Raw genomic sequence first — 19053 nt, forward strand, 5'->3', positions numbered from 1 at the left:
CTTGGATCCACTCAAGTAGCTCGCCATCGACCCCGCTGCGAGCGACGCGCCCGCCCGCCCGCAACGACGGCGGCGTTGACCCGACAGCACGCGTGTCGCCGCGCGGCGGAGGAGCTAGCATGCCCGGCATGAACGATTTCGGCCTCGAGGACGTGGGCCTCGACGTGCGCGACGAGCCCGACGGCATCGTGCGGGTGTCGCTGCACGGCGACTTCACGGAAGAGCGAGCGCGCGCCATCATCGGCGCGCTGCGGCGCGTGGCGGAGAGCCGCCGCGAGGTCCTCCGGTCGCAGGCGATTCTGGTCACGTGACTCCTGCTCTCACGATGTTCGAGGTTCAAGCCGCAGGTCATCGAGCGCGTTCTGTCCGTCCAGGAATGCGGTGCCTCGCCGTCGCCAGACGCCTCCTTTCGCTCGCGGAGGCGTGGGGCGTGGAGGGCAGGTGATCCGCCGGATGTCAGATCTGGGGCGGGAGATCGGCGAACTGCGGCAGCTCGCCCGTGATCGGGAACCAGCTCGCCTTGGAGCCGACGAAGATGTGGGCTCTCGGGCGGATGCCGGGATCGGTGTCGAGCGCTCCCGCGGGCACCACGGCAAAGCCGCGCTCGGGTGACTGGCGCGGCGCCGCGCTGCCGCAGCGCGTGCAGAACGCCACGCCGAAGCGCTGCGCCTCGGGCACCTTGTAGCTCGCGACCTGCGCGTCGCCGCGGACCCAGCGGAGCTTGTCCAGGCCGACGAGGACGTTGGTCGCGTGGGCGGCGCTGCGTCCGCGGCGACAGCGCGAACAGTGGCAGTTCATCATGAGGATGGGCGCGCCGTCGAGCTCGAAGGCCACGTCGCCGCACAGGCAGCTCCCCTGGGTGACGCCCTCCCTGGGCGGGACCGCGGGGCGCGAGACGACCGGCCTCTGGATCTGGGGCGGCCACCCCTCGAACTGCGGCAGGGGATCCGTGATCGTGTACCAGGGCGCCTTGGAGCCGACGAACTGGTGGAACTGTGGCTCGATGCCGAGATCGCCCTCGAGGTTGCCGGCATGGACCAGGGCGAGCTGCTTCTCGGGGACGAGCAGCGGCATGGCCGAGCCGCAGGTGACGCAGAAGGAGCGATGGTCGCTCGCGCAGGACGTGCGGATGGCGTGCTCGCCGGCGAGCCAGCGAAAGCCCGATAGCGGCGCGACAACGGCCGTGGCGAACGCCGAGCCGTGGAATTTGCGGCACATCGAGCAGTGACAGTTCAGCATGGTCTGGAATGGACCGCCGATCTCGTAGCGGACCGTTCCGCATAGACACGCGCCCTTGATCATGGTCGTACCTCTCGTGGTCGTGAGCGATCCGTGTGAGCCGGAGCGATGACCTGGGCGTGCACGTTAGCACCGCGGGGTTCACAGGCACGCGTCCGGATCCGGCGCTCGACGCGAGATCGGAGAGCCGCAGGTGGGTGAGGGCCAGCGCCTCGAATCCTCTGTTGCCGTCCCATCGAGCCGCGGCCCCGCGGCCCCGCGGGCTTGGCCAGCGCTGCCCCCGCGCCGCCTCAGATAGACCGCAGCGCGATCATCCCGATCAGATTGATGCTCGCGTGCGCCACGACGCACGGCCAGACATTGTTCCGTCGCACCGCGAGCGTCCCGAGCACCAGGCCGATGGCGAAGGTCTGCACGACGCCGAGCATGGATTGATAGAAGTGGCCGGCCGCGAACAGGGCGGACGACAGCACGACGGCGCCGACGGCGGCGGAGCGGTCATGGGGTCTGGGGGACAGGGCGGCGCGCAAGCGCGAGACGAAGAAACCACGGAAGACCAGCTCTTCGTAGATGCCGGTGAAGAGCGCCAGCGGAAGGACGAGGGCCGGCGGGAGCTCGGAGAAGCCGACGAGCGCGGCGGTCCTCTCGGCGGCGAGCCGCTCAGGGTCGAGGCCCGCGACCAGCGCGTAGACGGCCGCTCCCACGCCGGCGGCCAGGTAGCTGGCCACGAGCCCGAGCAGGCCCGAGGTCAGGACGGCGCTCGGAGCCTCACGCCGGAAGCCGAGCGTGCTCCAGGGCTCTCGAAGCACGGCGAGCATGACAGCGACGCTGCCGAGCAAGACGCCACCGCCGAGGGCGACGCCCTGGCCGATGTCCCGCGATGAGAGAGCTCGTGCGTCGCGGCCCGCCGCCTGGCCGAGCGCGATGAGCGCCAGCAGGATGGCGGCGACGACGAGGACTTGCAGCGCTGCCTTTGCGCGGCGCGTGCTGGCAGGGGCGGTGGTGGACATGGCAGGAACTCGGGAATGAGGGCTCGGCGCCCGCGGCGGGTGAGGCGAAGCGGGGCGTCACGAGCCCGCGCGAAGCGCAGGCGTCGCTCGACCCGGCGCGACGCCGGTAGAGGACGGCGTTGTGAACCAGGTTGCCGGGCGCGTCGACGACCAGATCGGGCCGAGTCGGCCGCGGTGCGGAGCGCCTGCTCGCGGCTGTAGACGCCGTTCCCGCCGGTGCCCGCGATGACCGGGCTCCTCCGCGGCGCCCCGCCCCTCCGGCTCGATCGCGTTCACGTTCGTGCCACGCTCCTCCAGCGCACGGCGCTTGCACCCCAGGAGGGCCATGCGACGCCTTCTGACCCCCTCCCTGCTGGGGATGGCCGCCTGCGCCTCCCAGCAGCGATTCTACCATCAGCCCGAGGAGCAGGCCTCGGCGAGGATCGCCGGCCGCCCCGCCGCGCGGTACACGATACCGCCAGAGCAGCCGCGCGGCGACGTGCGCGTGGCCACCTTCGGTGTCCCGGAGATCGAGCTGGGCCGCGGCGAGCCGATTCATGGCCACGCGCGCTGAGCAAGGCCGATCTGCCGCCGCGCGCAAGCCTGCCCGCGGCGGGCGGACCGGGCGTCTGCCCCGCGCCGAGCAGGCGCCCTACCCCAGTGGGGCGAGCCTCTACCTCGGCGGGTTCGGCCGGTACCCGATCCTCACGCGCGAGGCCGAGATCGAGCTCGCGCGGAGCATCGAGGAGGGCGAGCGAGCCATCTTGCAAGCGCTCGTGGGATCGCCGCTCGCGCTGCGCGAGCTCGGCGCAGCCGGCGAAGAGCTCGACGCGCGAAAGCTCCGCCTGCGCGATGTGCTCCGCGCAGCCGACGAGGGGGTGCTGGCCGGCGAGGAAATCGCGCAGCGCCTCGTCTCTGTGCTCCGGCGCGCAGGGGCTCTGGCCCGGGCGCTCTCGGCGGGAGAGCCGACCGAGCCGGGGGAGCGCGCGGCGATCCTCGAGGAGCTCGAGCGCGTCCGCCTCCATCGTCGGCTGCTCGATCGCATCGTCGGCGCGCTCCGCGCGAGCGGCTCGGCTGACGAGGTGACGCGGACGACACTTGAGCTCATCGAGGAGGGCCGCCGCGTCGCGGACAGCGCCAGAGCCCGGCTCGTCGAGTCAAACCTCCGTCTCGTCGTCTGGTTTGCCAAGCGCCATCTGAACCACGGCCTACCGCTCCATGATCTCATCCAGGAGGGGACCATCGGCCTGATGCGCGCGGCGGACAAGTTCGACCATCGGCGCGGCCATCGCTTCACCACCTATGCCTCATGGTGGGTCGATCAGCAGATGACGCGTGCCATCGCCGAGCAAACGAAGACCCTCCGCGTGCCGGTCCATCTCCTGGGCCGCCGCCGGAGAGTGCAGCGCGTGCGCCAGGAGCTCGCGGCGGAGCTCGGCCGAGAGCCGACCGAGGACGAGCTCGCCGAGAAGAGCGGCCTGTCGCCCAAGGAGGTGCGCGGGGTCCTCGAGATCGCTCCCGAGCCGCTGAGCCTCCAGGCGCCCGTCGGCGAGCAGCAGGACGCCGAGCTCGGCGACCTCATCCCTAGCCGGACTGCAGCGGCGCCGGATGAGGAGGTCGCCGAGGCGCAGATGCGCCGCCAGACGGCGGAGCTGCTGGACACGCTGCCCCCGCGCGAGCGGGAGATCCTCCGCCAGCGCTTCGGCCTCGACGAGGCGCCCGAGCGCACGCTCGAAGAGATCGGCAGCTCACTCTCGTTGTCACGCGAGCGCATCCGTCAGATCGAGGCCGCCGCGCTGGAGCGGCTGCGAGCCTCTCCGAGGAGCAAAGGGCTCAACGCCCATCTGGGAAACCGCCCTTCGAAAGACCACCGCGCAAACAAGGGCTCGAAGCGGCGGCGGAGCCCGGCGGCGCCGCCGCGGTAGACCCGGGCGGCGGCGGGGCCCGGCGGCGCCGCTGCGGTCGACCCGGAGCGAGCCCCGGAACATCGCTCTTCCGGTTGCGAGCAGCCGTCCGGGCCTCAAACCTCGGACAGCACGCCCACGATGGCCTCGCTGATGCGCGACAGCTCTGCTGGCTCGATGATGTACGGCGGCATCGTATAGACAAGCTTCCCGAAAGGCCGCAGCCAGACGCCGCGCTCCACGAACGCTGGCTGCACGCGCGCCATGTCGACGGGCTGCTTGAGCTCGACAACGCCGATGGCGCCGAGCACGCGCACGTCGGCCACCGCGTCGAGCGCGCGGCAGGGGGCGAGTTCGCGGAGGAGCTGCGCCTCGATGGCCGCGACGCGCGCGCGCCATGGCGAGCCGAGCAGCAGCCGGATGCTGGCCAGCGCGGCGCTGCAGGCGAGCGGATTGCCCATGTACGTGGGGCCGTGCATGAACGCGCGCGGCTCGCTCCCGGCGATGGTCTCGGCCACGCGCTCCGTGCAGAGCGCGGCGGCCAGGCTCATGGTGCCGCCGGTGAGGGCCTTGCCGAGGCACATGATGTCCGGCGCGACGCCCGCGTGCTGGCAGGCGAACAGCTCCCCGGTGCGGCCGAAGTTTGTCGCGATCTCGTCGAGGATGAGCAGCACGCCGTGGCGGTCGCAGAGGGCGCGCAGCTCGCGCAGGTACCGCGGGTGGTAGAAGCGCATCCCGCCGGCGTTCTGCGCGATCGGCTCGAGGATGACGGCGGCGACCTCGTGCGCGTGCTGCTCGAGCAGCGCGGCCATGCTGCCCAGGGCGTCCGGCGACCAGGGCGCGTCGAAGGCCGGGCCGGGCGCCGCCGCGAACAGGTGCTGCGCGAGCGCGCCGCGGAAGAGGTGGTGCATGCCATTGACGGGATCGGTGACCGCCATCGCGCCGAACGTGTCGCCGTGGTAGCCGCCGAGCACGCTGACCAGGCGGCGCTTCTCGGGCTGCCCCCGCGCGATGAAGAACTGCAGGGCCAGCTTGATGGCCACCTCGACGGCCACGGATCCGGAGTCGGCGAGGAAGACGCGCGTCAGCGGCTCGGGCGTGATCGCCACGAGCGTCTCGCACAGCGCGACCGCGGGCTCGTGGGTGAGCCCTCCGAACATGACGTGGCTCATCCGCCCGAGCTGGTCGCTGACGGCCGCCGTCAGCGCCGGGTGCGCGTAGCCGTGGATGGCGGCCCACCAGGAGGACATGCCGTCGATCAGCTCGCGGCCGTCGGTCAGCGTGAGACGAACGCCCTCCGCGCGCTCGACGGCGAAGAGCGGGGCGGTCGAGATGGGCGCGGCGTAGGGGTGGATGACGCAGCGGCGGTCGCGCGCGATGAGATCGTCTCGACTAGGCACGGAGCTCTCCTGGTGCCTGGCGGGCCGACGGGTTGCGGGCTCGTTCGAGCAGCCCACCCGGCGGGCTGCGGCGCGCGAGCGCGCGGGTTCCTCGGAGCTCGACCGATCGCCAGGGCATCGCGACGCGTCTAGCCCAGGACGCGCAGCGCCACCAGGGGGCGGCCGGGCGAGCCGCGGCGGCGCCGGACGGCTCCCCGGTGCCCGGCGCCGCGGCGCCCGACGCGCTCTGCCCGGCGCCGCCGCGCTGGAGCGATACCTGACGAGGGGGTGAGCGCGCATGCTCGTCACGTGCTGTCAGCTGACGGAGATGATCACCGACAGGAAAGAGGGAAAGCTGTCCTCGGAGCAAGAGGAGGGCTGTGCGCGGCACCTCGCGTGGTGTGACAGGTGCCGCACCTACCTGCGGCAGATGGAGCTGACGGTCGACGCGCTCCGGGGGATCCCGGGCGAGCCGCTGCACGACGAGGTCCGCGCCGCGCTGTTCGCCCAGTTCCAGCGGCGGAAGGCCACCGCCGACTGAGCTGAGCTGCCTGGGCAGCGGTGGAGCTCAGGCCGGAGGGCGGTGCCGCGGGGATGCCGTGCCCGCCGCGCTGCCGTGGGCGTCGGCCGCGCCGGCTCTCCCGAGGAGCAGGCGCCGGCCCGGGCAGCCGTGGACTCAGACCCGGATTCGACGCCGGGTCGTGCTGTCAGTTGCCAAGAGGGTTCCACATGGAGTCGGGAAGACGGGAATTCATCCGGGCTTTCTGCCCACCTTCCTGCCTTCCCGTTCGAACGACTGCACCACCACCCGACGCCGAGGGGGGGACATGCCGGTCGCGCCGTCCCGGCTCTCGACCGAGCTGGCCCGCGGCTTTTCCGTGGCCGCGCCGCTCCGCGCCTTGGCCTTCGCCGCGCCGCCTCGCGCCTTTGTCGCGTCGTCCGGCGCCTCGGCCGCGTCGCCCCGCGCCTTGACCGCGCTGGCTCGCGGCTTTTCCGTGGCCGCGCCGCTCCGCGCCTCGTCCGCGCCGCCACGGGCCTCGTCCGCGCCGCCCCGCGCCTCGTCCGCGCCGCCTCGCACCTCGTCCGCGCCGCCCCGCGCCTCGCGCTCGCCGCCTCGCGCCTCGCGCTCGCCGCCCCGCGCCTCGCGCTCGCCGCCCCGGGCCTCGCGCGCGCCGCCTCGCGCGCCGCCGGGCCCCTCGTCGTGGCGGACCTGGACCTTGCGCCCCTTGATCCGGGTGGAGCGCAGCGCCTCGATGACGCTGTCCGCCGCGTCGGCCGGGACCTCGACCACCGAGAAGCCGTCGGCGATCTGGATGGCGCCGATGTCGCGGGACGTCAGCGACGCCTCGTTCGCGATGGCGCCGACAAGATCGGCCGGCCGGATGCCCGCGGTGCGCCCTGCGCCGATGTAGAGCCGCGCGACGTTGCCGTCGGTCTCCCGCTCCTCACGTCCCTCGCGCCGCGGCGGCCGCCCCGACCCCTCTCCCGGGCGCCCGCGCGCCCCCGGCGGGCCCCGCCACGTGCGGTCGTTGTAGCCGTAGCCGCGCTCCGGCCCGGGCGGCGGCGGCCGGATCGCGGGGATCTCCGCCTCGTCCTCCTGCCGCTCCCCCTCCGTCGCGTGGTGCGCGAGCTTCACCGCCGCGGCGGCGATGTCCATGACGTCGAACTCCTCGGCGAGCCCCTCGACGACGACCCGGAACCCCTCGGCGCCGCCCTCCAGGAGCGCCTCCCGGAGCGAGGCGCGCGTCAGCTCGAGGCGCCGGGCGCGCAGGTCGGCCACGGTCGGGATCGTGGCGACCGTGATGCGCTGGCCCGTGAGCCGCTCGACGTTGCGGATCAGGTAGTGCTCGCGCGGCTCGACCAGCGTGATCGCCGCGCCCTCGCGGCCGGCGCGCCCGGTGCGGCCGATGCGGTGGACGTACACCTCGGCGGCGCAGGGGACGTCGTAGTTGATGACGTGCGACACGTGCTCGATGTCGAGCCCCCGCGCCGCGACGTCGGTCGCGACGAGCAGGTCGGCGGTGCCGGCGCGGAAGCGGGCCATCACGCGATCCCGGTGCTCCTGCGAGAACCCGCCGTGGAGCGCCTGGGCCTCGTAGCCGCGGGCGCGCAGCGCCTCGCTCAGCTCGTCCACCTCGTTGCGGGTGCGGCAGAAGAGGATGGCCGACGATGGGTCCTCCATGTCGAGCACCCGCGTCAGGGCGGCGGGCTTGTGCGCGCGCGGCACGATGTACGCCGTCTGGCGGATGCGCGGGAGCTCGCCCGGGGCGGTCTTCTCGCCGGCGATCTTGACCCGCACCGGCTCGCGCAGGTGCCGGCCGGCGATCGCGGCGATGCGCGGGGGCAGCGTCGCGGAGAACAGCACCGTCTGCCGCGCCGCCGGCGTGGCCGCGAGGATCGCCTCCAGCGCCTCGGCGAAGCCCATGTCGAGCATCTCGTCCGCCTCGTCGAGCACGACGGTGCGGATGCCGTCGAGGGCGAGCGTACCGCGGCCGATGTGGTCGAGCGCCCGGCCCGGCGTCGCCACGACGACGTGGACCCCGCGGCGCAGCGCGCGCAGCTGCTGTCCGAACGGCTGGCCGCCGTAGACCGACAGCACCTGCACGCCGAGCCGGCGGCCGTAGCGGTGCATCGCCTCGGCCACCTGCATGGCGAGCTCGCGGGTCGGCACGAGCACGAGGGCCACGGGGCGGCTGGGCGGCTCGTTGCCGATCTCCAGCCGCTCGAGGAGCGGCAGCGCGAACGCGGCCGTCTTCCCGGTGCCGGTGGCGGCCTGCCCGAGCAGGTCGCGCCCGCTCAGGAGGTGCGGGATCGCCTCGCGCTGGATCGGGGTGGGCTCTTCATAGCCGAGCTCGGCGAGCACGCCGAGGAGGGCGGGCCCGATGCCGAGCGTGGCGAAGCTGACGGACGGATGGGTCGGTTCCACGGAGGCCCCCCGTCTCATGGGTTCACGCCGGCGTCATGGCAATCCGACAGCGAGCCGGCGCTATCCGGGTCAGCCGAGCTTGGCGGCGAGGGCGCGGTGTCGCTCGGCCAGGCGCGCGGCGTCCACCCGGCCGAGGAGCGCGCGCGCGGCCTCTTCTGCGCGGGGGTTGCCCTCGGGCGCGCGGCTCATCGCCTCCAGGTGGAGCTCGAGCGCGCGCCTGCGCTCCGCGAGCGCCTGCCCGGCCCGGCCCCGGAGCTCGAGGATCTCGGCCCGCTCCGCGCAGAGCGCCGCGTATGCGCCGATCTTCTCGTGGTCGCCGAGCAGGGTGGCCGCGCCCGCGGCGTCGAGCCGGTCGAGCATGTCCCGCATCGGGCCGAAGAGCCCGTCCGCGGTGGAGCGGACGAGCAGCTCCGCCTCGTCGAGCTGGCCGGCGCGCCGGAACCCGGCGATCCGGCCGAGGGCCTCGGCGAGCTGCTCGATCATGCGGAGGATGTAGTCGCGCTGTCGGATCGACATGAGGTCTCCTGATCGAGCCTAACCGATCGCGGAGCCTTTTCATTCACCGCGCCGGCTTCCGTCGGCGCTGTTGGCTCCCATCTCCAGCGCACGATTCTGTCGCCGCTCGGGCCCTCCGCCCGCCGAGCCCGCATGATACGATCCGCTCATGCGCACGTCCCTGTCCCTCGTGCTCCTCGCCGCCGCGACGCTCGCGGCGTGCGTTCCTCCCGCTGCGCCTGCGGAGGCGCCCGATCCCTTCGCGTCGAGCGTCGACGAGGTAGGGCCGTGGGCCGAAGCCGCGCCCGACGTGACGGAGAGCCCGGCGGGACCCGAGACGCCGGAGCAGCGGGCCGCGCGGCTGCAAGCCAGGGCGCTCCTCGTGGACGGCCACAGCAGCGTGCCCTCGCTGCTCCCCGGCGGCTCGTTCGATCCGGTGAGCCTGGACCGCGAGCCGACGGCCGCGGAGCTCGCGAGGCTCAAGGCGGCGGGCGTCACGGGGAAGTTCTTCTCGATCCACGTCGGCCCGCCCGCGCCGCAGGCGCCCTCGTCGCTCGGCGGCGGCGTCGCGCGCCGCGCGCTCGACCTCATCGACGCGACTCACCGGCAGATCGAGCGCCACCGCGAGACGCTGGTGCTCGCGCGCAGCGCCAGGGACGTGCGCCGCGCCGAGCGTGAAGGCAAGATCGCCGTGCTCATGGGCATCGAGGGCGGGCACGCCATCGAGAACTCCCTGCCTGCGCTGCGCTCGTTCTACCGCCTCGGCGTCCGCACCATGGCGCTCACGCACACGACGACGAACGACTGGGCGGACTCCGCGGGAGGCGGCCTCGATCCCGGGCTCGTCCGCCACCGCGGCCTCTCCCCCTTCGGAGAAGCGGTGGTCCGCGAGATGCAACGGATCGGCATGCTCGTCGACGTCTCGCACGCGTCGGACAGCACGTTCCAGGAGGTCATGAAGGTGGCCAATGCGCCGGTCATCACCTCTTCCACGATGCGCGCCGTCGGCCACCACCGCCGCAACCTCGACGACTACATGCTGCGCGCGATCGCGGAGAAAGGCGGTATCGTCATGGTGAACTCCTGGGCGCTCTACCTGGACGAGGCGTATGCGGCGCAGTCGGCGCGCGTCGCGCAGAAGTACGGGGCGTACATCAAGGAGCTCGGCGAGAGGCTCCAGGGCGACGCGGGGGCGCTCCGCGAGCTGGTCGAGAAGCTCAAGGCCCAGGACGGGCCGATGGCGCCGCCGCCGCCGGTCTCGCGGATCGTGGACCATATCGACTACGTCGTGAAGATCGCGGGGATCGCTCATGTCGGCCTCGGCTCCGTCTTCGGGGGCGACGAGGTGCTGCTCCAGGACGGGCTCGCTGGCATCGACGGGCTCCCGAACATCACGCTGGAGCTCGTCCGGCGCGGCTACTCGGACCGGGACATCCTCAGCCTGCTGGGCGGCAACTTCCTGCGGGTCCTCGAGCAAGCCGAGGCCTACGCGGCCTCGACGGACACCACGCTGTCCGGGCACGGCAGCCTGCGGCAGCTCAGCGCGACCGAGCTGCCCGAGCCGCCCGAGCCGCCGACGCCGCCGGTCACGTCGCCCCCGGCCGGGCCGCCGCTGGACCCGCCGTCGCGGCCGCGGGTGTCGGCTCCACCGCCCCCGCCGCCGAAGCCGGCCCCGCGGCTGCCGAAGGACGGAGCGCCGGAGCGCTCGCCCGCGGAGCTCAGGATGTCGCGGTAGCGCGCGCGAGGGGGCATCGATTGGCAACGTGGCGCATCACGTGCCAAGTTCCTGGATCATGAGATCGATGAAGCGCCTGACACGGGGCTCCAGAAGACGTTGGGTCGGGTAGATCGTCACGATCTTCACGTCCCCAGCCTCGAGGTCGGGCAGCACCTGCCGGAGGCGACCGGCAGCCAGGTCCTCGGCCACCAGAAAGTCCGGAAGAAACGCGATGCCGAGCCCTGCGACGGCAGCATTCCGGAGGGCTTCTCCGCTATCCAGCCGCAAGCGGCTTCGACCCTGCGCCTTGACCCAGGCTCCATCGTCGCCGAGAAAGCGCCAGCTCTGCCTGCGATTGCGACTGCTGAAGATCAAGCAGTCGTGTGCTGCCAGCTCATCGACGTCCAGCGGCTCGCCGCGCTCGGCGATGTAGGACGGAGAGGCACAGAGCATGGCCTTGTACTTGGCGACCACCCGGGAGATCAGCCGGGTGTCCGGGGGCGCTTCTCCGATTCGTACCGCCAGATCGAAGCCTTCCTCGACGATGTCCGCCTGGCGATCGGTGAGGTTCACCTCGATCTGGATGTCGGGCCAGGCCTCGAGATACTTCTTCAGCAGCGGAAGCACCACGAGCCGCCCGAAGGCATCGGGGACGGTGAGCCGCAGAACTCCCCTCGGCGTGCCATGGCGTCCGCCCACGCTCGCCTCGGCGTCATCGACCGCCGCGAGGATCTGCAGACCGCGGTCGTAGAACACCCGACCTTCATCGGTGAGGCTCAGCGCCCTTGTCGTGCGGTTCAGGAGGCGCACGCCCAGCCTGTCTTCCAGGCGGTTCACGGCCTTGCCCGCCGCCGACCGGGTCAGGCCCATCGCCTGCCCCCCGGCGATGAAGCTCCCTTCATCGACGACGGCCATGAAGACGAGGATCTCGTTCAGGTTCGCGCGCGGCATATCGCAACTCCACCTGCTCCGGCGCTGGGCTGAACCGGGCGTCTGGAACGTGTCAAGAAAGTCCTTCGCGTCTGTGTAGAAATCCGTTCGTCAATCGGCTGACTACAGTTCTCAGCGCCTCGTCGATGTCGCGGCGCGGAACTACAAACAGAAGGGAAACGAACATGACAAAAAAGGCCACCACCTACGACCACGGCGTCCCGTGGGAAGATGGCTTCGGCGTCACCCAAGGGTACAGCGTGAATGGCACCATCTACATTTCGGGCCAATTTTCCCACGACATGCAGGGCGCGTTCGTTGGTGAGGGCGACTTCGAGGCACAGACCCGGAAGACGCTGGAGAACCTTGATCGGGTGCTGGCGGGATTCAACATCACGAAGTCCAATATCGCTGAAATGGTGATCTACCTGACGAACCCGAGCGAGCATTTCGAGCGATGCGTGGGTCTGTACAAGGAGTATGTGGGGCAACACCGTCCGGCAGGCACCCTCATCGGCGTGTCTGGTCTGGCGTTCCCTCATCAGCTGATTGAAATCCGCGCCGTTGCGCACACCGGTTAACCTCGACGGCGGTCAGCTTCCGCCCCTCCGGCGTTTCAGCACCGCCGCACCCAGCCAGGCGAGCTCGAGCATCGTCACGAGCGCGCTGTCGCACGACGCGCGCTGTGCGCCGATCGCCGGCTACTTCTTGGCAACGGGCGTGGGCAGCGCGACGTTCAGCGGGGCTTTCAGCCACGACGAGAGGGTCGTCTCCAGCGGGCACGCGGCGGCCTCATTGCAGAGCAGCGCGTGTTTGGCGGCCAGCTGCGCCCCAAGCTCCTCTTCGCTGACGCCGTGGGCGCGGGCGCACACCAGGTTCTTGGCGGTCTGAGCGGCGTTGAGGCTGCCGGCCACTTCCACCACGACGACAGCGGGCTTGTTCGGGCAAGCGCGCTTCAAAGCGCCCCGCGCTGCGTCGTCCGTTTCGGAGAAGCCACCGTCGGGCAGCGCGTGGAAATAGAGCTTGGGGCCGGTCACGCGCGCCGGGCAGGTCTTGAGGCCGCAGTCCGCTCCGAGCCAGGCGACGAAGCCGCCGTAGCTCCCGAGATCAGGCCGCATGTCGAAATCCAGGTGCTCGACGCCGACGCCACCCGAAACACGCGGCGCTCTGGCATACGGCTTGATGCCCGCGGCATCGAACGACCAGATCGGCGCGGGCAGCTCCGCGGGGCTCGCGCCGGCGTTGGCTTTCAGCTCGTACGGGACGATGAGCTCATTGTTGCCGTCGTCGTCGTAGTCGTAGACCTGGAGCGCCGAGATCTCGAGCCCACCGGGCGCAGCGGAGAGCGCGCCGAAGCTCGCGGTCTTGCGCTGGCCCTCGATGTCCACGCGCACGACCTCGAGCTCGAGCCGGAGGCTGCGCGTCGCGCCTTCACCTTGCGCGGAGGCGGCCTTGAGCGCGAGCGCCCACGAGCCGAGCCCCGCGGGGTGGCAAACGCCGAAGCGCGGGAGCTTCGTCGCCTCGGTGGCCGTGAGGCGCTCCGCCGGCTCGAGCTTCTGCGCGTTTTGCAAGGCCGCCTTGCTCTCTTCGAGCACCGCGGCACAGCCGCGGCGGTGAGGAACGCCCGACCCCGCCCAGATAAGGCGGGCTTTCGAGCCGCTCACCTCGAGCGTGTAGCGGGTGTCACTCCATTCGAGCGTCACATCGCGCCGCTCGTCGCCGCTGAACGGCACCACCACGGTCAGGTCGCCGTATTCGTTGGGGAACAGCTCCTCCCCCGGGAGCTCGGCGCCTTCCGCGGCCGCGACGGCCCCGGGCGCGGGCTCGCGACCTTCCGCCTTCTCCGCGCCGCCGGGCGTGCGGATGAGCGCACGCTTGGGGTGGCCGCCAGTGCCGTTCTTCTTGCGGCAAAGGAACTGCAACCAGCCGTCGAGGCTCACGGCTTCGCAGCCGAGACCCACGGCGCTCTCGATGTTCTCCTTCGCTCCGCCCTTGAAGGAGCTCGGCCGGCTGGCGCTGCCAGGCGACGGCGCGCTGGGCACCTCGGCGGTCGGCGCGCTGGGCACCTCGGCGGTCGGCGCGCTGGGCACCTCGGCGGTCGGCGCGCTCTCCGCGGCGCTCTGCGAAGCCGCGGCGCTCGCGGCGGCCGGCGTGGAAGCGCTCGCTCCCGCGCTGCCGCTCGCGCTCGTTCCTGCGGGCTCCGCCTTGCTACACGAAAGCACCGCTCCCAGCACCCAGATCAACCCCACTGTCCTCATGAGGCGCCCATGGATAGCACCCCGTATGCCAGGTGACGTAACGCAAATCTGCCGACCTTTCGTGAGGTGTGCGGGCCCTGGCCAACGCCGCGCGTGGAGCGCGCCCCGCTTTTGTGTGGACGCTCAACCACAGGCGAGGGTGCAAGCCCAGCGTCGAACACGACGCGCTCGGACTCGTGTCGATGAATGGCGTTGCGGCGCTGGCTGCTACCCCTCCGCGGGCCTGGCGTCTCGTCGAAGACGCGTATCCCCGCTCGCGACCTCCGGGGCGCGCGCCAGCCGCTCGGCCGAGGCCCTGCCGAACCGGAAGAAGACCGCCGGCGTCACCATGATATCGAGCAGCGTCGACGACAGCAGCCCGCCCAGGATCACGACCGCCACGGGCTGCAGGATCTCCTTCCCCGGCTGCCCCTCCGAGAGCGCGATCGGCACGAGCGCCAGCGCCGCCGTGAGCGCGGTCATCAGCACCGGGACGAGGCGCTCCAGCGAGCCGCGGACGATCATCGCCTCGCCGAACGGCTCGCCCTCGGCCTTCATGAGGTGGATGTAGTGCGAGATCATCATGATGCCGTTGCGCGAGGCGATCCCGCACAGCGTGATGAACCCGACGAGCGTCGCCACCGACAGGACGCCGCCGGTGAGGACGACCGCGAGCACCGACCCGACGAGCGCGAGCGGGATGTTCAGCAGGATCTGGAGCGCGACGGTCCACGAGCGGAACTGCGAATAGAGCACCACGAGCATCCCGGCGAGGCTCGCGATCGACAGCAGCCCGATGAGCCGCGACGCCGATCGCTGGCTCTCGAACTGCCCGCCGTACGTCACGTGGTAGCCCGGCGGCCTCGGGATCGCGCCCACCGCGCGCTGGACCTCGCCGACCACCCGCTCCAGATCGCGCCCGGCCACGTTGGCGGACACAACGATCCGCCGCTGCGTGTCGTCGCGGCTGATCTGGTTCGGTCCCGCGCTCTCCGTCACGTCGGCGAGCTCCGAGAGCGGGACCTTCGCGCCGCTCGGCGTGTCGACGAGCGTGCGCCGCAGAGCGTCGATGTCCTCGCGGAGCTCCGGCGGGTACCGGAGCACGACATCGATGGTCCGCTGGCCCTCCAGGAGCTGCGTGACGGTGCCGCCCGCGAGCGCCAGCTCGAGCAGCTCGGACAGCTGACCCGCGTTGACGCCGAGCTGCGCGGCGCGCTCCCGGTCCACCCGGATGGCGATCTGCGGGATCAGCACCTGCGGCTCGAGCTGGAGATCCTTCACCCCCGGGACGGCCTCCATCGCGTCGCGCGCCGCCTTGCCCAGGCGCCGCAGCTCGCCGAGATCCTCGCCGAAGATCTTCACCGCGATCTGCGCGCGCACGCCCGAGAGCAGGTGATCCAGCCGGTGCGAGATCGGCTGGCCCACGTTGATCGCCACGCCGGGGATCCTGTCGAGCGCCGCCCGGATGTCGCCGAGGATCGCCTCGCGCGCCCGCCCGGAGGCGGCGAGATCCACGTCGATCTCCGTGTAGTGGACCCCCTCCGCGTGCTCGTCGAGCTCGGCCCGGCCGGTCCGCCGCCCTGTCGAGACGACCTCGGGGACCTCGTGCATCAGCTGCTCGGCCAGCGTGCCGAGCCGGCTCGACTCCGCGAGCGACGTGCCCGGCCTGGCCACCACGTTGACCGTGAGCGTCCCCTCGTTGAACGGCGGCAGGAACTCGGCCCCGAGCAGCGGCACCGCCGCCGCCGCCGCGAGGACCAGCGCGCCCGCGGCCGCCATCACCGCCCCGGGGTGCCGCAACGACACAGCGAGCACGCGGCGATCCGCGGCCTTGAGCTTGCGGACGAGCCAGCCGTCCTCGTGGCTCATCTGCTTCATCGACGGCAAGAGGACCGAGCAGAGCGCAGGTGTGACCGTCAGGGATACAACCAGCGAGGCCAGGATCGACACGATGTAGGCGATCCCGAGCGGGGCGAAGAGCCGCCCCTCGATGCCGCTCATCGCGAACAGGGGCACGAAGACGAGGACCACGAGGATCGTCGCGAAGACGATCGAGCCCCGGACCTCGCTCGACGCGTCGCGGATGACGTCGAGCGGCGGCCGTGGGGAGGCGAGCGCCCGGTTCTCGCGCAGGCGCCTCCACACGTTCTCCACGTCGACGATGGCGTCGTCGACGAGCTCGCCGATCGCCACGGCGAGGCCGCCCAGGGTCATCGTGTTCACCGACAGGCCGGCGGCCCGGAAGACGAGCGCGCTCACGAGGAACGAGAGCGGGATGGCGGTCAGCGTGATCGCGGTCGTCCGGAGGTTGAGCAGGAACAGGAACAGGACGATCGCGACGAGGATCGCGCCGTCGCGCAGCGCCTCCGCCACGTTGTGGATCGCGCTCTCGATGAAGGTCGCCTGCCGGAACAGCCGCGGGTCGAGGGTGACGCCGGCGGGCATCGACCTCCCGAGCTCGGCCACCGCCGCGTCGATCCGCTCGGTGAGCGCCACGGTGTCGGCGCCGGGCTGCTTCTGCACCGACAGGATGACCGCGGGCTTGCCGTCGATCGAGCCGTCGCCCCGCTTGACCCGCGCGGCCTCCTCGACCGTCGCGACCTGCCGCAGGGCCACCGGCGTGCCGTTCCGCACGGCGATGACCGTGGCGGCGATGTCCGCCTCGGTCCGGGCGCTGCCGAGCACGCGGACGAGGAACTCGAGCCCCCGCCTGTCGACGTACCCGCCCGTCGCGTTGGCGTTCGCGCCGGCGAGCGCGCGCGCGACCTCGTCGAGCGACACAGCCGCCGCGGCGAGCCTCGCCGGATCGACGGTCACCTGGATCTGGCGGACCTCGCCGCCGATGGGGATCACCTGCGCGACGCCGGGGATCGTGAGCAGCCTCGGCCGGATCACCCAGTCGGCCTGCGTCCGCAGGACCCTCGGCGAGACGCCCTCGCCCTGCACCCCGATCAGCAGGATCTCCCCCATGATCGAGGCGACGGGCCCCATCTGCGGCGTGACCCCCCGCGGCAGCTGCTCGGTCAGCGTGGCGAGGCGCTCGGCGACGAGCTGGCGATCGCGGTAGATGTCCGTGGACCAGTCGAACTCGACGTAGACGACGCTGAGCCCCACGCCCGAGGTGGAGCGCACGCGCTCGACCCCGGGGGCGCCGTTCATCGCCCGCTCCAGCGGGATCGTGACGAGCGTCTCCACCTCCTCGGGCGCGAGGCCCGGCGCCTCGGTCATGAGCGTGACCGTGGGCCGGTTCAGGTCGGGGAACACGTCGATCGGCAGCTTCAGGAGTGAGTACGTCCCGTAGACGAGCACGAACGCCGCGGCGGCGAGGACGAAGAGGCGGTTCCTGAGCGAGAAGCGGATCAGGGCGTCGAACATCGTCGCGGCTAGCCCCCCGCGGCGAGGAGGACGGTCATGGCGCCCTCGACGACCACGCGCTCGCCCGCGGCGACGCCCGCCGTGATCCCCACGGCGCCGGCGGACCTCGGCCCGACCGCGACGGCGCGCAGCTCGAACGTCTCGGGGCCTGTCTTCACGACCACCGTCGGCGCGCCGCTGCGATCGAGCAGCGCCGACACGGGGACGACAACGCTCTCGACGGCGGCGCCCCCGGCCATGCGGACGTGGACGAGCGCGCCCACCCGCGCGCGCCTGTCCTTGTTGTCGATCTCGAAGAGCGCCTGGACGGTGCGGGTCGCCGGGTCGACGAGCGCGGCGACGGCGAGGCGCCTCGCCTCGAAGCGCGCCGCGGGATCCGCGACGAGCGCCGCCTCGGCGCGGTCGCCGGAGAGGCGCGCCGCGTCCGCCTCCGGGATGCGCACGTCGAGCCAGAGCGTCGCGAGATCCACGATGCGCCAGAGCTCGGTCCCCTCGGCGACCTGGGCGCCCGGGCTCACGCGGCCGGAGACCACCGTGCCGTCGATCGTCGCGCCGAGCTTCTGCGCGCCCGACCCGCCCGCGAGCGCCCCGACGTCCGCCCGGGCGCGCGCGGCCTCGGCCCGGGCGATCTCGACCTCGGCCTCGGCGGCCTGGATCTCCTTCTCGGCGACGAGGCCCCGCAGCTCGCGGCGCCGCGCGAGCTCGCGCTCGGCCACGCCGAGCCGCGCCTCGGCGACCGCGACCCGGGACGCGGCGTCGCTGCGCGACAGCCCGAGCTGCGCGCTCTCCGCGCCGCCCAGGCTCGGCCTGAGCGTGGCGAGCGGCTGCCCCTTCTTCACCTCGTCGCCGAGCCGGACGAACCCGCCCTCGGGCGGGAAGAGGCGGCCGGCCGTCGGGGCGACCACGGCGAGCTCGCCGGCCGGGCGCGCGATCACCGTGCCGATCTGCCCGAGCCCCGCCGCCAGCGCCCCGCGCCGCGCGCGCTCGGTGCGGAGCCCCAGGAGGAACTGCGTCTCGATCGGCACCTGGGCCACGTTCGGATCCGCCGCCGTCGCCGCGGCCGGCCTCGCCGGCGCGCCGTGATCCTCGCCCCCGTGCGCGTCGACGCGCTCTGCGAGGCCGAAGGCCGCGAGCGCCGAGGCGACGGCGAGCGCCGAGGCGACGGCGCCGACGGTGAGCGGGCGCGCGCGGCTCACGAGGCCACCTGCGAGAGCGCGGGCCGGTCCTCCGGAGGCTGGCTCCCCGCAGGCGGCTTCCTCCGCGCGCGCCGCCCGAGCGCATAGCCGAGCGCGCCGCTGAGCACGGCGAGCGCGCCCGCGCCGACGGCGAGGCTGCCGGCGGGCACCCCCGGGGCCGGCGGCGCCGCGGGCGGCGCCGCGGTGGGCGGGGCGGCGCCGAAGCGGAGATCGCCGACGATCACGAGGTCGAACGCGTCCCCGGCCTCGACCGACACGACCCCGTTGGCCGTCGTCCCCGGGGCGGCGGCGGGGAGGGCGAGCTCGTACACGCCGGCCGCGCCCGTCTTCGCGGCGTCGGCGGCGAAGGTCAGCCCGCCCTTCAGCTCGAGCCGGACGCGCGCGCCTTCGACCGGCGCGCTGGAGTCGGCGCGGGCCACGTAGACGCGCGCGGGCAGCGTGCCCTCCGCGTTCCGCGCCGGGTACTTCACGACCACCGAGAACCTCGCTGTCTCTCCCGACACGACGTGCTCCGTCCCGGTGCTCGCGGCGCGCGGCGCGGCGGGCGCCGTGTGGTCCTCGCCCCCGTGCGCGAGGGCGCGCGGGGCCGCCGCGCAGAGCGCGAGCGCCGCGGCCAGGGCGGCGGCAGCGACGCCCCGCTTTCGCCGGTGCCGCGGGGTCGTCATC

15 protein-coding genes and 1 pseudogene are annotated in these 19053 nt (G+C 72.7%); 6 read left to right on the plus strand and 10 right to left on the minus strand.

Features of this window, described 5'->3' with window-relative positions; translation table 11 throughout:
• Positions 1-119: 119 nt before the first annotated feature.
• Complete coding sequence (locus WMF17_RS04400; protein ID WP_437648281.1) at positions 120-311, plus strand: hypothetical protein; 192 nt, start codon at positions 120-122, stop codon at positions 309-311.
• A gap of 145 nt (positions 312-456) precedes the next feature.
• Here WMF17_RS04400 and WMF17_RS04405 read toward each other — a convergent pair whose 3' ends face one another.
• On the minus strand, positions 457-1302 hold the full coding sequence (locus WMF17_RS04405) for a GFA family protein (RefSeq protein ID WP_437648282.1): 846 nt from the start codon (positions 1300-1302) through the stop codon (positions 457-459).
• A 227-nt stretch (positions 1303-1529) separates the two neighbouring features.
• Positions 1530-2249 carry a CPBP family intramembrane glutamic endopeptidase gene (locus WMF17_RS04410; protein WP_437600705.1) on the minus strand — a complete coding sequence of 240 codons (720 nt, stop codon included), beginning with the start codon at positions 2247-2249 and terminating at the stop codon, positions 1530-1532.
• A gap of 325 nt (positions 2250-2574) precedes the next feature.
• On the opposite strand from WMF17_RS04410, the gene WMF17_RS04415 reads away from it, so the two are divergent.
• Together WMF17_RS04415 and WMF17_RS04420 are read left to right on the plus strand one after the other, a co-directional pair.
• Positions 2575-2802 carry a hypothetical protein gene (locus WMF17_RS04415; protein ID WP_437648284.1) on the plus strand — a complete coding sequence of 76 codons (228 nt, stop codon included), beginning with the start codon at positions 2575-2577 and terminating at the stop codon, positions 2800-2802.
• The gene (locus WMF17_RS04420; protein ID WP_437600707.1) at positions 2786-4153 is read left to right on the plus strand and encodes an RNA polymerase sigma factor RpoD/SigA; all 1368 of its coding nucleotides are present in this window, start codon (positions 2786-2788) and stop codon (positions 4151-4153) included. The genes WMF17_RS04415 and WMF17_RS04420 overlap by 17 nt, the downstream gene beginning before the upstream one ends.
• Positions 4154-4248: 95 nt before the next feature.
• Here WMF17_RS04420 and bioA read toward each other — a convergent pair whose 3' ends face one another.
• Positions 4249-5532 (minus strand): adenosylmethionine--8-amino-7-oxononanoate transaminase, encoded by a 1284-nt coding sequence (gene bioA / locus WMF17_RS04425; protein ID WP_437600708.1) that lies wholly within the window; start codon positions 5530-5532, stop codon positions 4249-4251.
• Between the two features lie 277 nt (positions 5533-5809).
• Here bioA and WMF17_RS04430 point away from each other — a divergent pair, with 277 nt between their 5' ends.
• Complete coding sequence (locus WMF17_RS04430; RefSeq protein WP_437600709.1) at positions 5810-6052, plus strand: anti-sigma factor family protein; 243 nt, start codon at positions 5810-5812, stop codon at positions 6050-6052.
• Between the two features lie 657 nt (positions 6053-6709).
• Here WMF17_RS04430 and WMF17_RS04435 read toward each other — a convergent pair.
• Positions 6710-8455 (minus strand): annotated as a pseudogene (locus WMF17_RS04435) (DEAD/DEAH box helicase); the annotation flags it as partial.
• Positions 8456-8506: 51 nt separating this feature from the next.
• The gene (locus WMF17_RS04440; protein ID WP_437648285.1) at positions 8507-8953 is read right to left on the minus strand and encodes a hypothetical protein; all 447 of its coding nucleotides are present in this window, start codon (positions 8951-8953) and stop codon (positions 8507-8509) included.
• Between the two features lie 148 nt (positions 8954-9101).
• On the opposite strand from WMF17_RS04440, the gene WMF17_RS04445 reads away from it, so the two are divergent.
• Positions 9102-10667, plus strand: coding sequence for a dipeptidase (locus WMF17_RS04445; RefSeq protein ID WP_437648287.1), 1566 nt, complete (start codon positions 9102-9104; stop codon positions 10665-10667).
• 36 nt (positions 10668-10703) lie between these two features.
• On the opposite strand, the gene WMF17_RS04450 is transcribed toward WMF17_RS04445, so the two are convergent.
• Positions 10704-11600 (minus strand): LysR family transcriptional regulator, encoded by an 897-nt coding sequence (locus WMF17_RS04450; protein WP_437648289.1) that lies wholly within the window; start codon positions 11598-11600, stop codon positions 10704-10706.
• Positions 11601-11764: 164 nt separating this feature from the next.
• On the opposite strand from WMF17_RS04450, the gene WMF17_RS04455 reads away from it, so the two are divergent.
• Positions 11765-12160, plus strand: coding sequence for a RidA family protein (locus WMF17_RS04455; RefSeq protein ID WP_437600714.1), 396 nt, complete (start codon positions 11765-11767; stop codon positions 12158-12160).
• A 120-nt stretch (positions 12161-12280) separates the two neighbouring features.
• On the opposite strand, the gene WMF17_RS04460 is transcribed toward WMF17_RS04455, so the two are convergent.
• The 4 genes from WMF17_RS04460 to WMF17_RS04475 all read right to left on the minus strand — a co-directional run bounded on the left by WMF17_RS04460 (position 12281) and on the right by WMF17_RS04475 (position 19052).
• Positions 12281-13837, minus strand: coding sequence for a hypothetical protein (locus WMF17_RS04460; protein WP_437648291.1), 1557 nt, complete (start codon positions 13835-13837; stop codon positions 12281-12283).
• A 207-nt stretch (positions 13838-14044) separates the two neighbouring features.
• Positions 14045-17191 (minus strand): efflux RND transporter permease subunit, encoded by a 3147-nt coding sequence (locus WMF17_RS04465; RefSeq protein WP_437648292.1) that lies wholly within the window; start codon positions 17189-17191, stop codon positions 14045-14047.
• Between the two features lie 8 nt (positions 17192-17199).
• On the minus strand, positions 17200-18387 hold the full coding sequence (locus tag WMF17_RS04470) for an efflux RND transporter periplasmic adaptor subunit (protein ID WP_437648294.1): 1188 nt from the start codon (positions 18385-18387) through the stop codon (positions 17200-17202).
• Entirely contained in the window at positions 18384-19052 is a 669-nt protein-coding gene (locus WMF17_RS04475; protein ID WP_437648296.1) for a hypothetical protein, read from the minus strand. The genes WMF17_RS04470 and WMF17_RS04475 overlap by 4 nt, the downstream gene beginning before the upstream one ends.
• Position 19053 lies beyond the last annotated feature (1 nt).

The organism is Sorangium sp. So ce362, assembly GCF_051519845.1.
Taxonomy (GTDB): domain Bacteria; phylum Myxococcota_A; class Polyangia; order Polyangiales; family Polyangiaceae; genus Sorangium.

Excerpts from the sequence above, each read along its gene's own strand:
- WMF17_RS04405 (WP_437648282.1), bottom strand. The coding sequence starts at position 1,302 with ATGATCAAGGGCGCGTGTCTATGCGGAACGGTCCGCTACGAGATCGGC.
- WMF17_RS04415 (WP_437648284.1), top strand. The coding sequence starts at position 2,575 with ATGCGACGCCTTCTGACCCCCTCCCTGCTGGGGATGGCCGCCTGCGCC.
- WMF17_RS04465 (WP_437648292.1), bottom strand. The coding sequence starts at position 17,191 with ATGTTCGACGCCCTGATCCGCTTCTCGCTCAGGAACCGCCTCTTCGTC.
- WMF17_RS04410 (WP_437600705.1), bottom strand. The coding sequence starts at position 2,249 with ATGTCCACCACCGCCCCTGCCAGCACGCGCCGCGCAAAGGCAGCGCTG.
- WMF17_RS04440 (WP_437648285.1), bottom strand. The coding sequence starts at position 8,953 with ATGTCGATCCGACAGCGCGACTACATCCTCCGCATGATCGAGCAGCTC.
- WMF17_RS04455 (WP_437600714.1), top strand. The coding sequence starts at position 11,765 with ATGACAAAAAAGGCCACCACCTACGACCACGGCGTCCCGTGGGAAGAT.
- WMF17_RS04445 (WP_437648287.1), top strand. The coding sequence starts at position 9,102 with ATGCGCACGTCCCTGTCCCTCGTGCTCCTCGCCGCCGCGACGCTCGCG.
- WMF17_RS04460 (WP_437648291.1), bottom strand. The coding sequence starts at position 13,837 with ATGAGGACAGTGGGGTTGATCTGGGTGCTGGGAGCGGTGCTTTCGTGT.
- WMF17_RS04430 (WP_437600709.1), top strand. The coding sequence starts at position 5,810 with ATGCTCGTCACGTGCTGTCAGCTGACGGAGATGATCACCGACAGGAAA.
- WMF17_RS04475 (WP_437648296.1), bottom strand. The coding sequence starts at position 19,052 with ATGACGACCCCGCGGCACCGGCGAAAGCGGGGCGTCGCTGCCGCCGCC.
- WMF17_RS04450 (WP_437648289.1), bottom strand. The coding sequence starts at position 11,600 with ATGCCGCGCGCGAACCTGAACGAGATCCTCGTCTTCATGGCCGTCGTC.
- WMF17_RS04400 (WP_437648281.1), top strand. The coding sequence starts at position 120 with ATGCCCGGCATGAACGATTTCGGCCTCGAGGACGTGGGCCTCGACGTG.
- WMF17_RS04420 (WP_437600707.1), top strand. The coding sequence starts at position 2,786 with ATGGCCACGCGCGCTGAGCAAGGCCGATCTGCCGCCGCGCGCAAGCCT.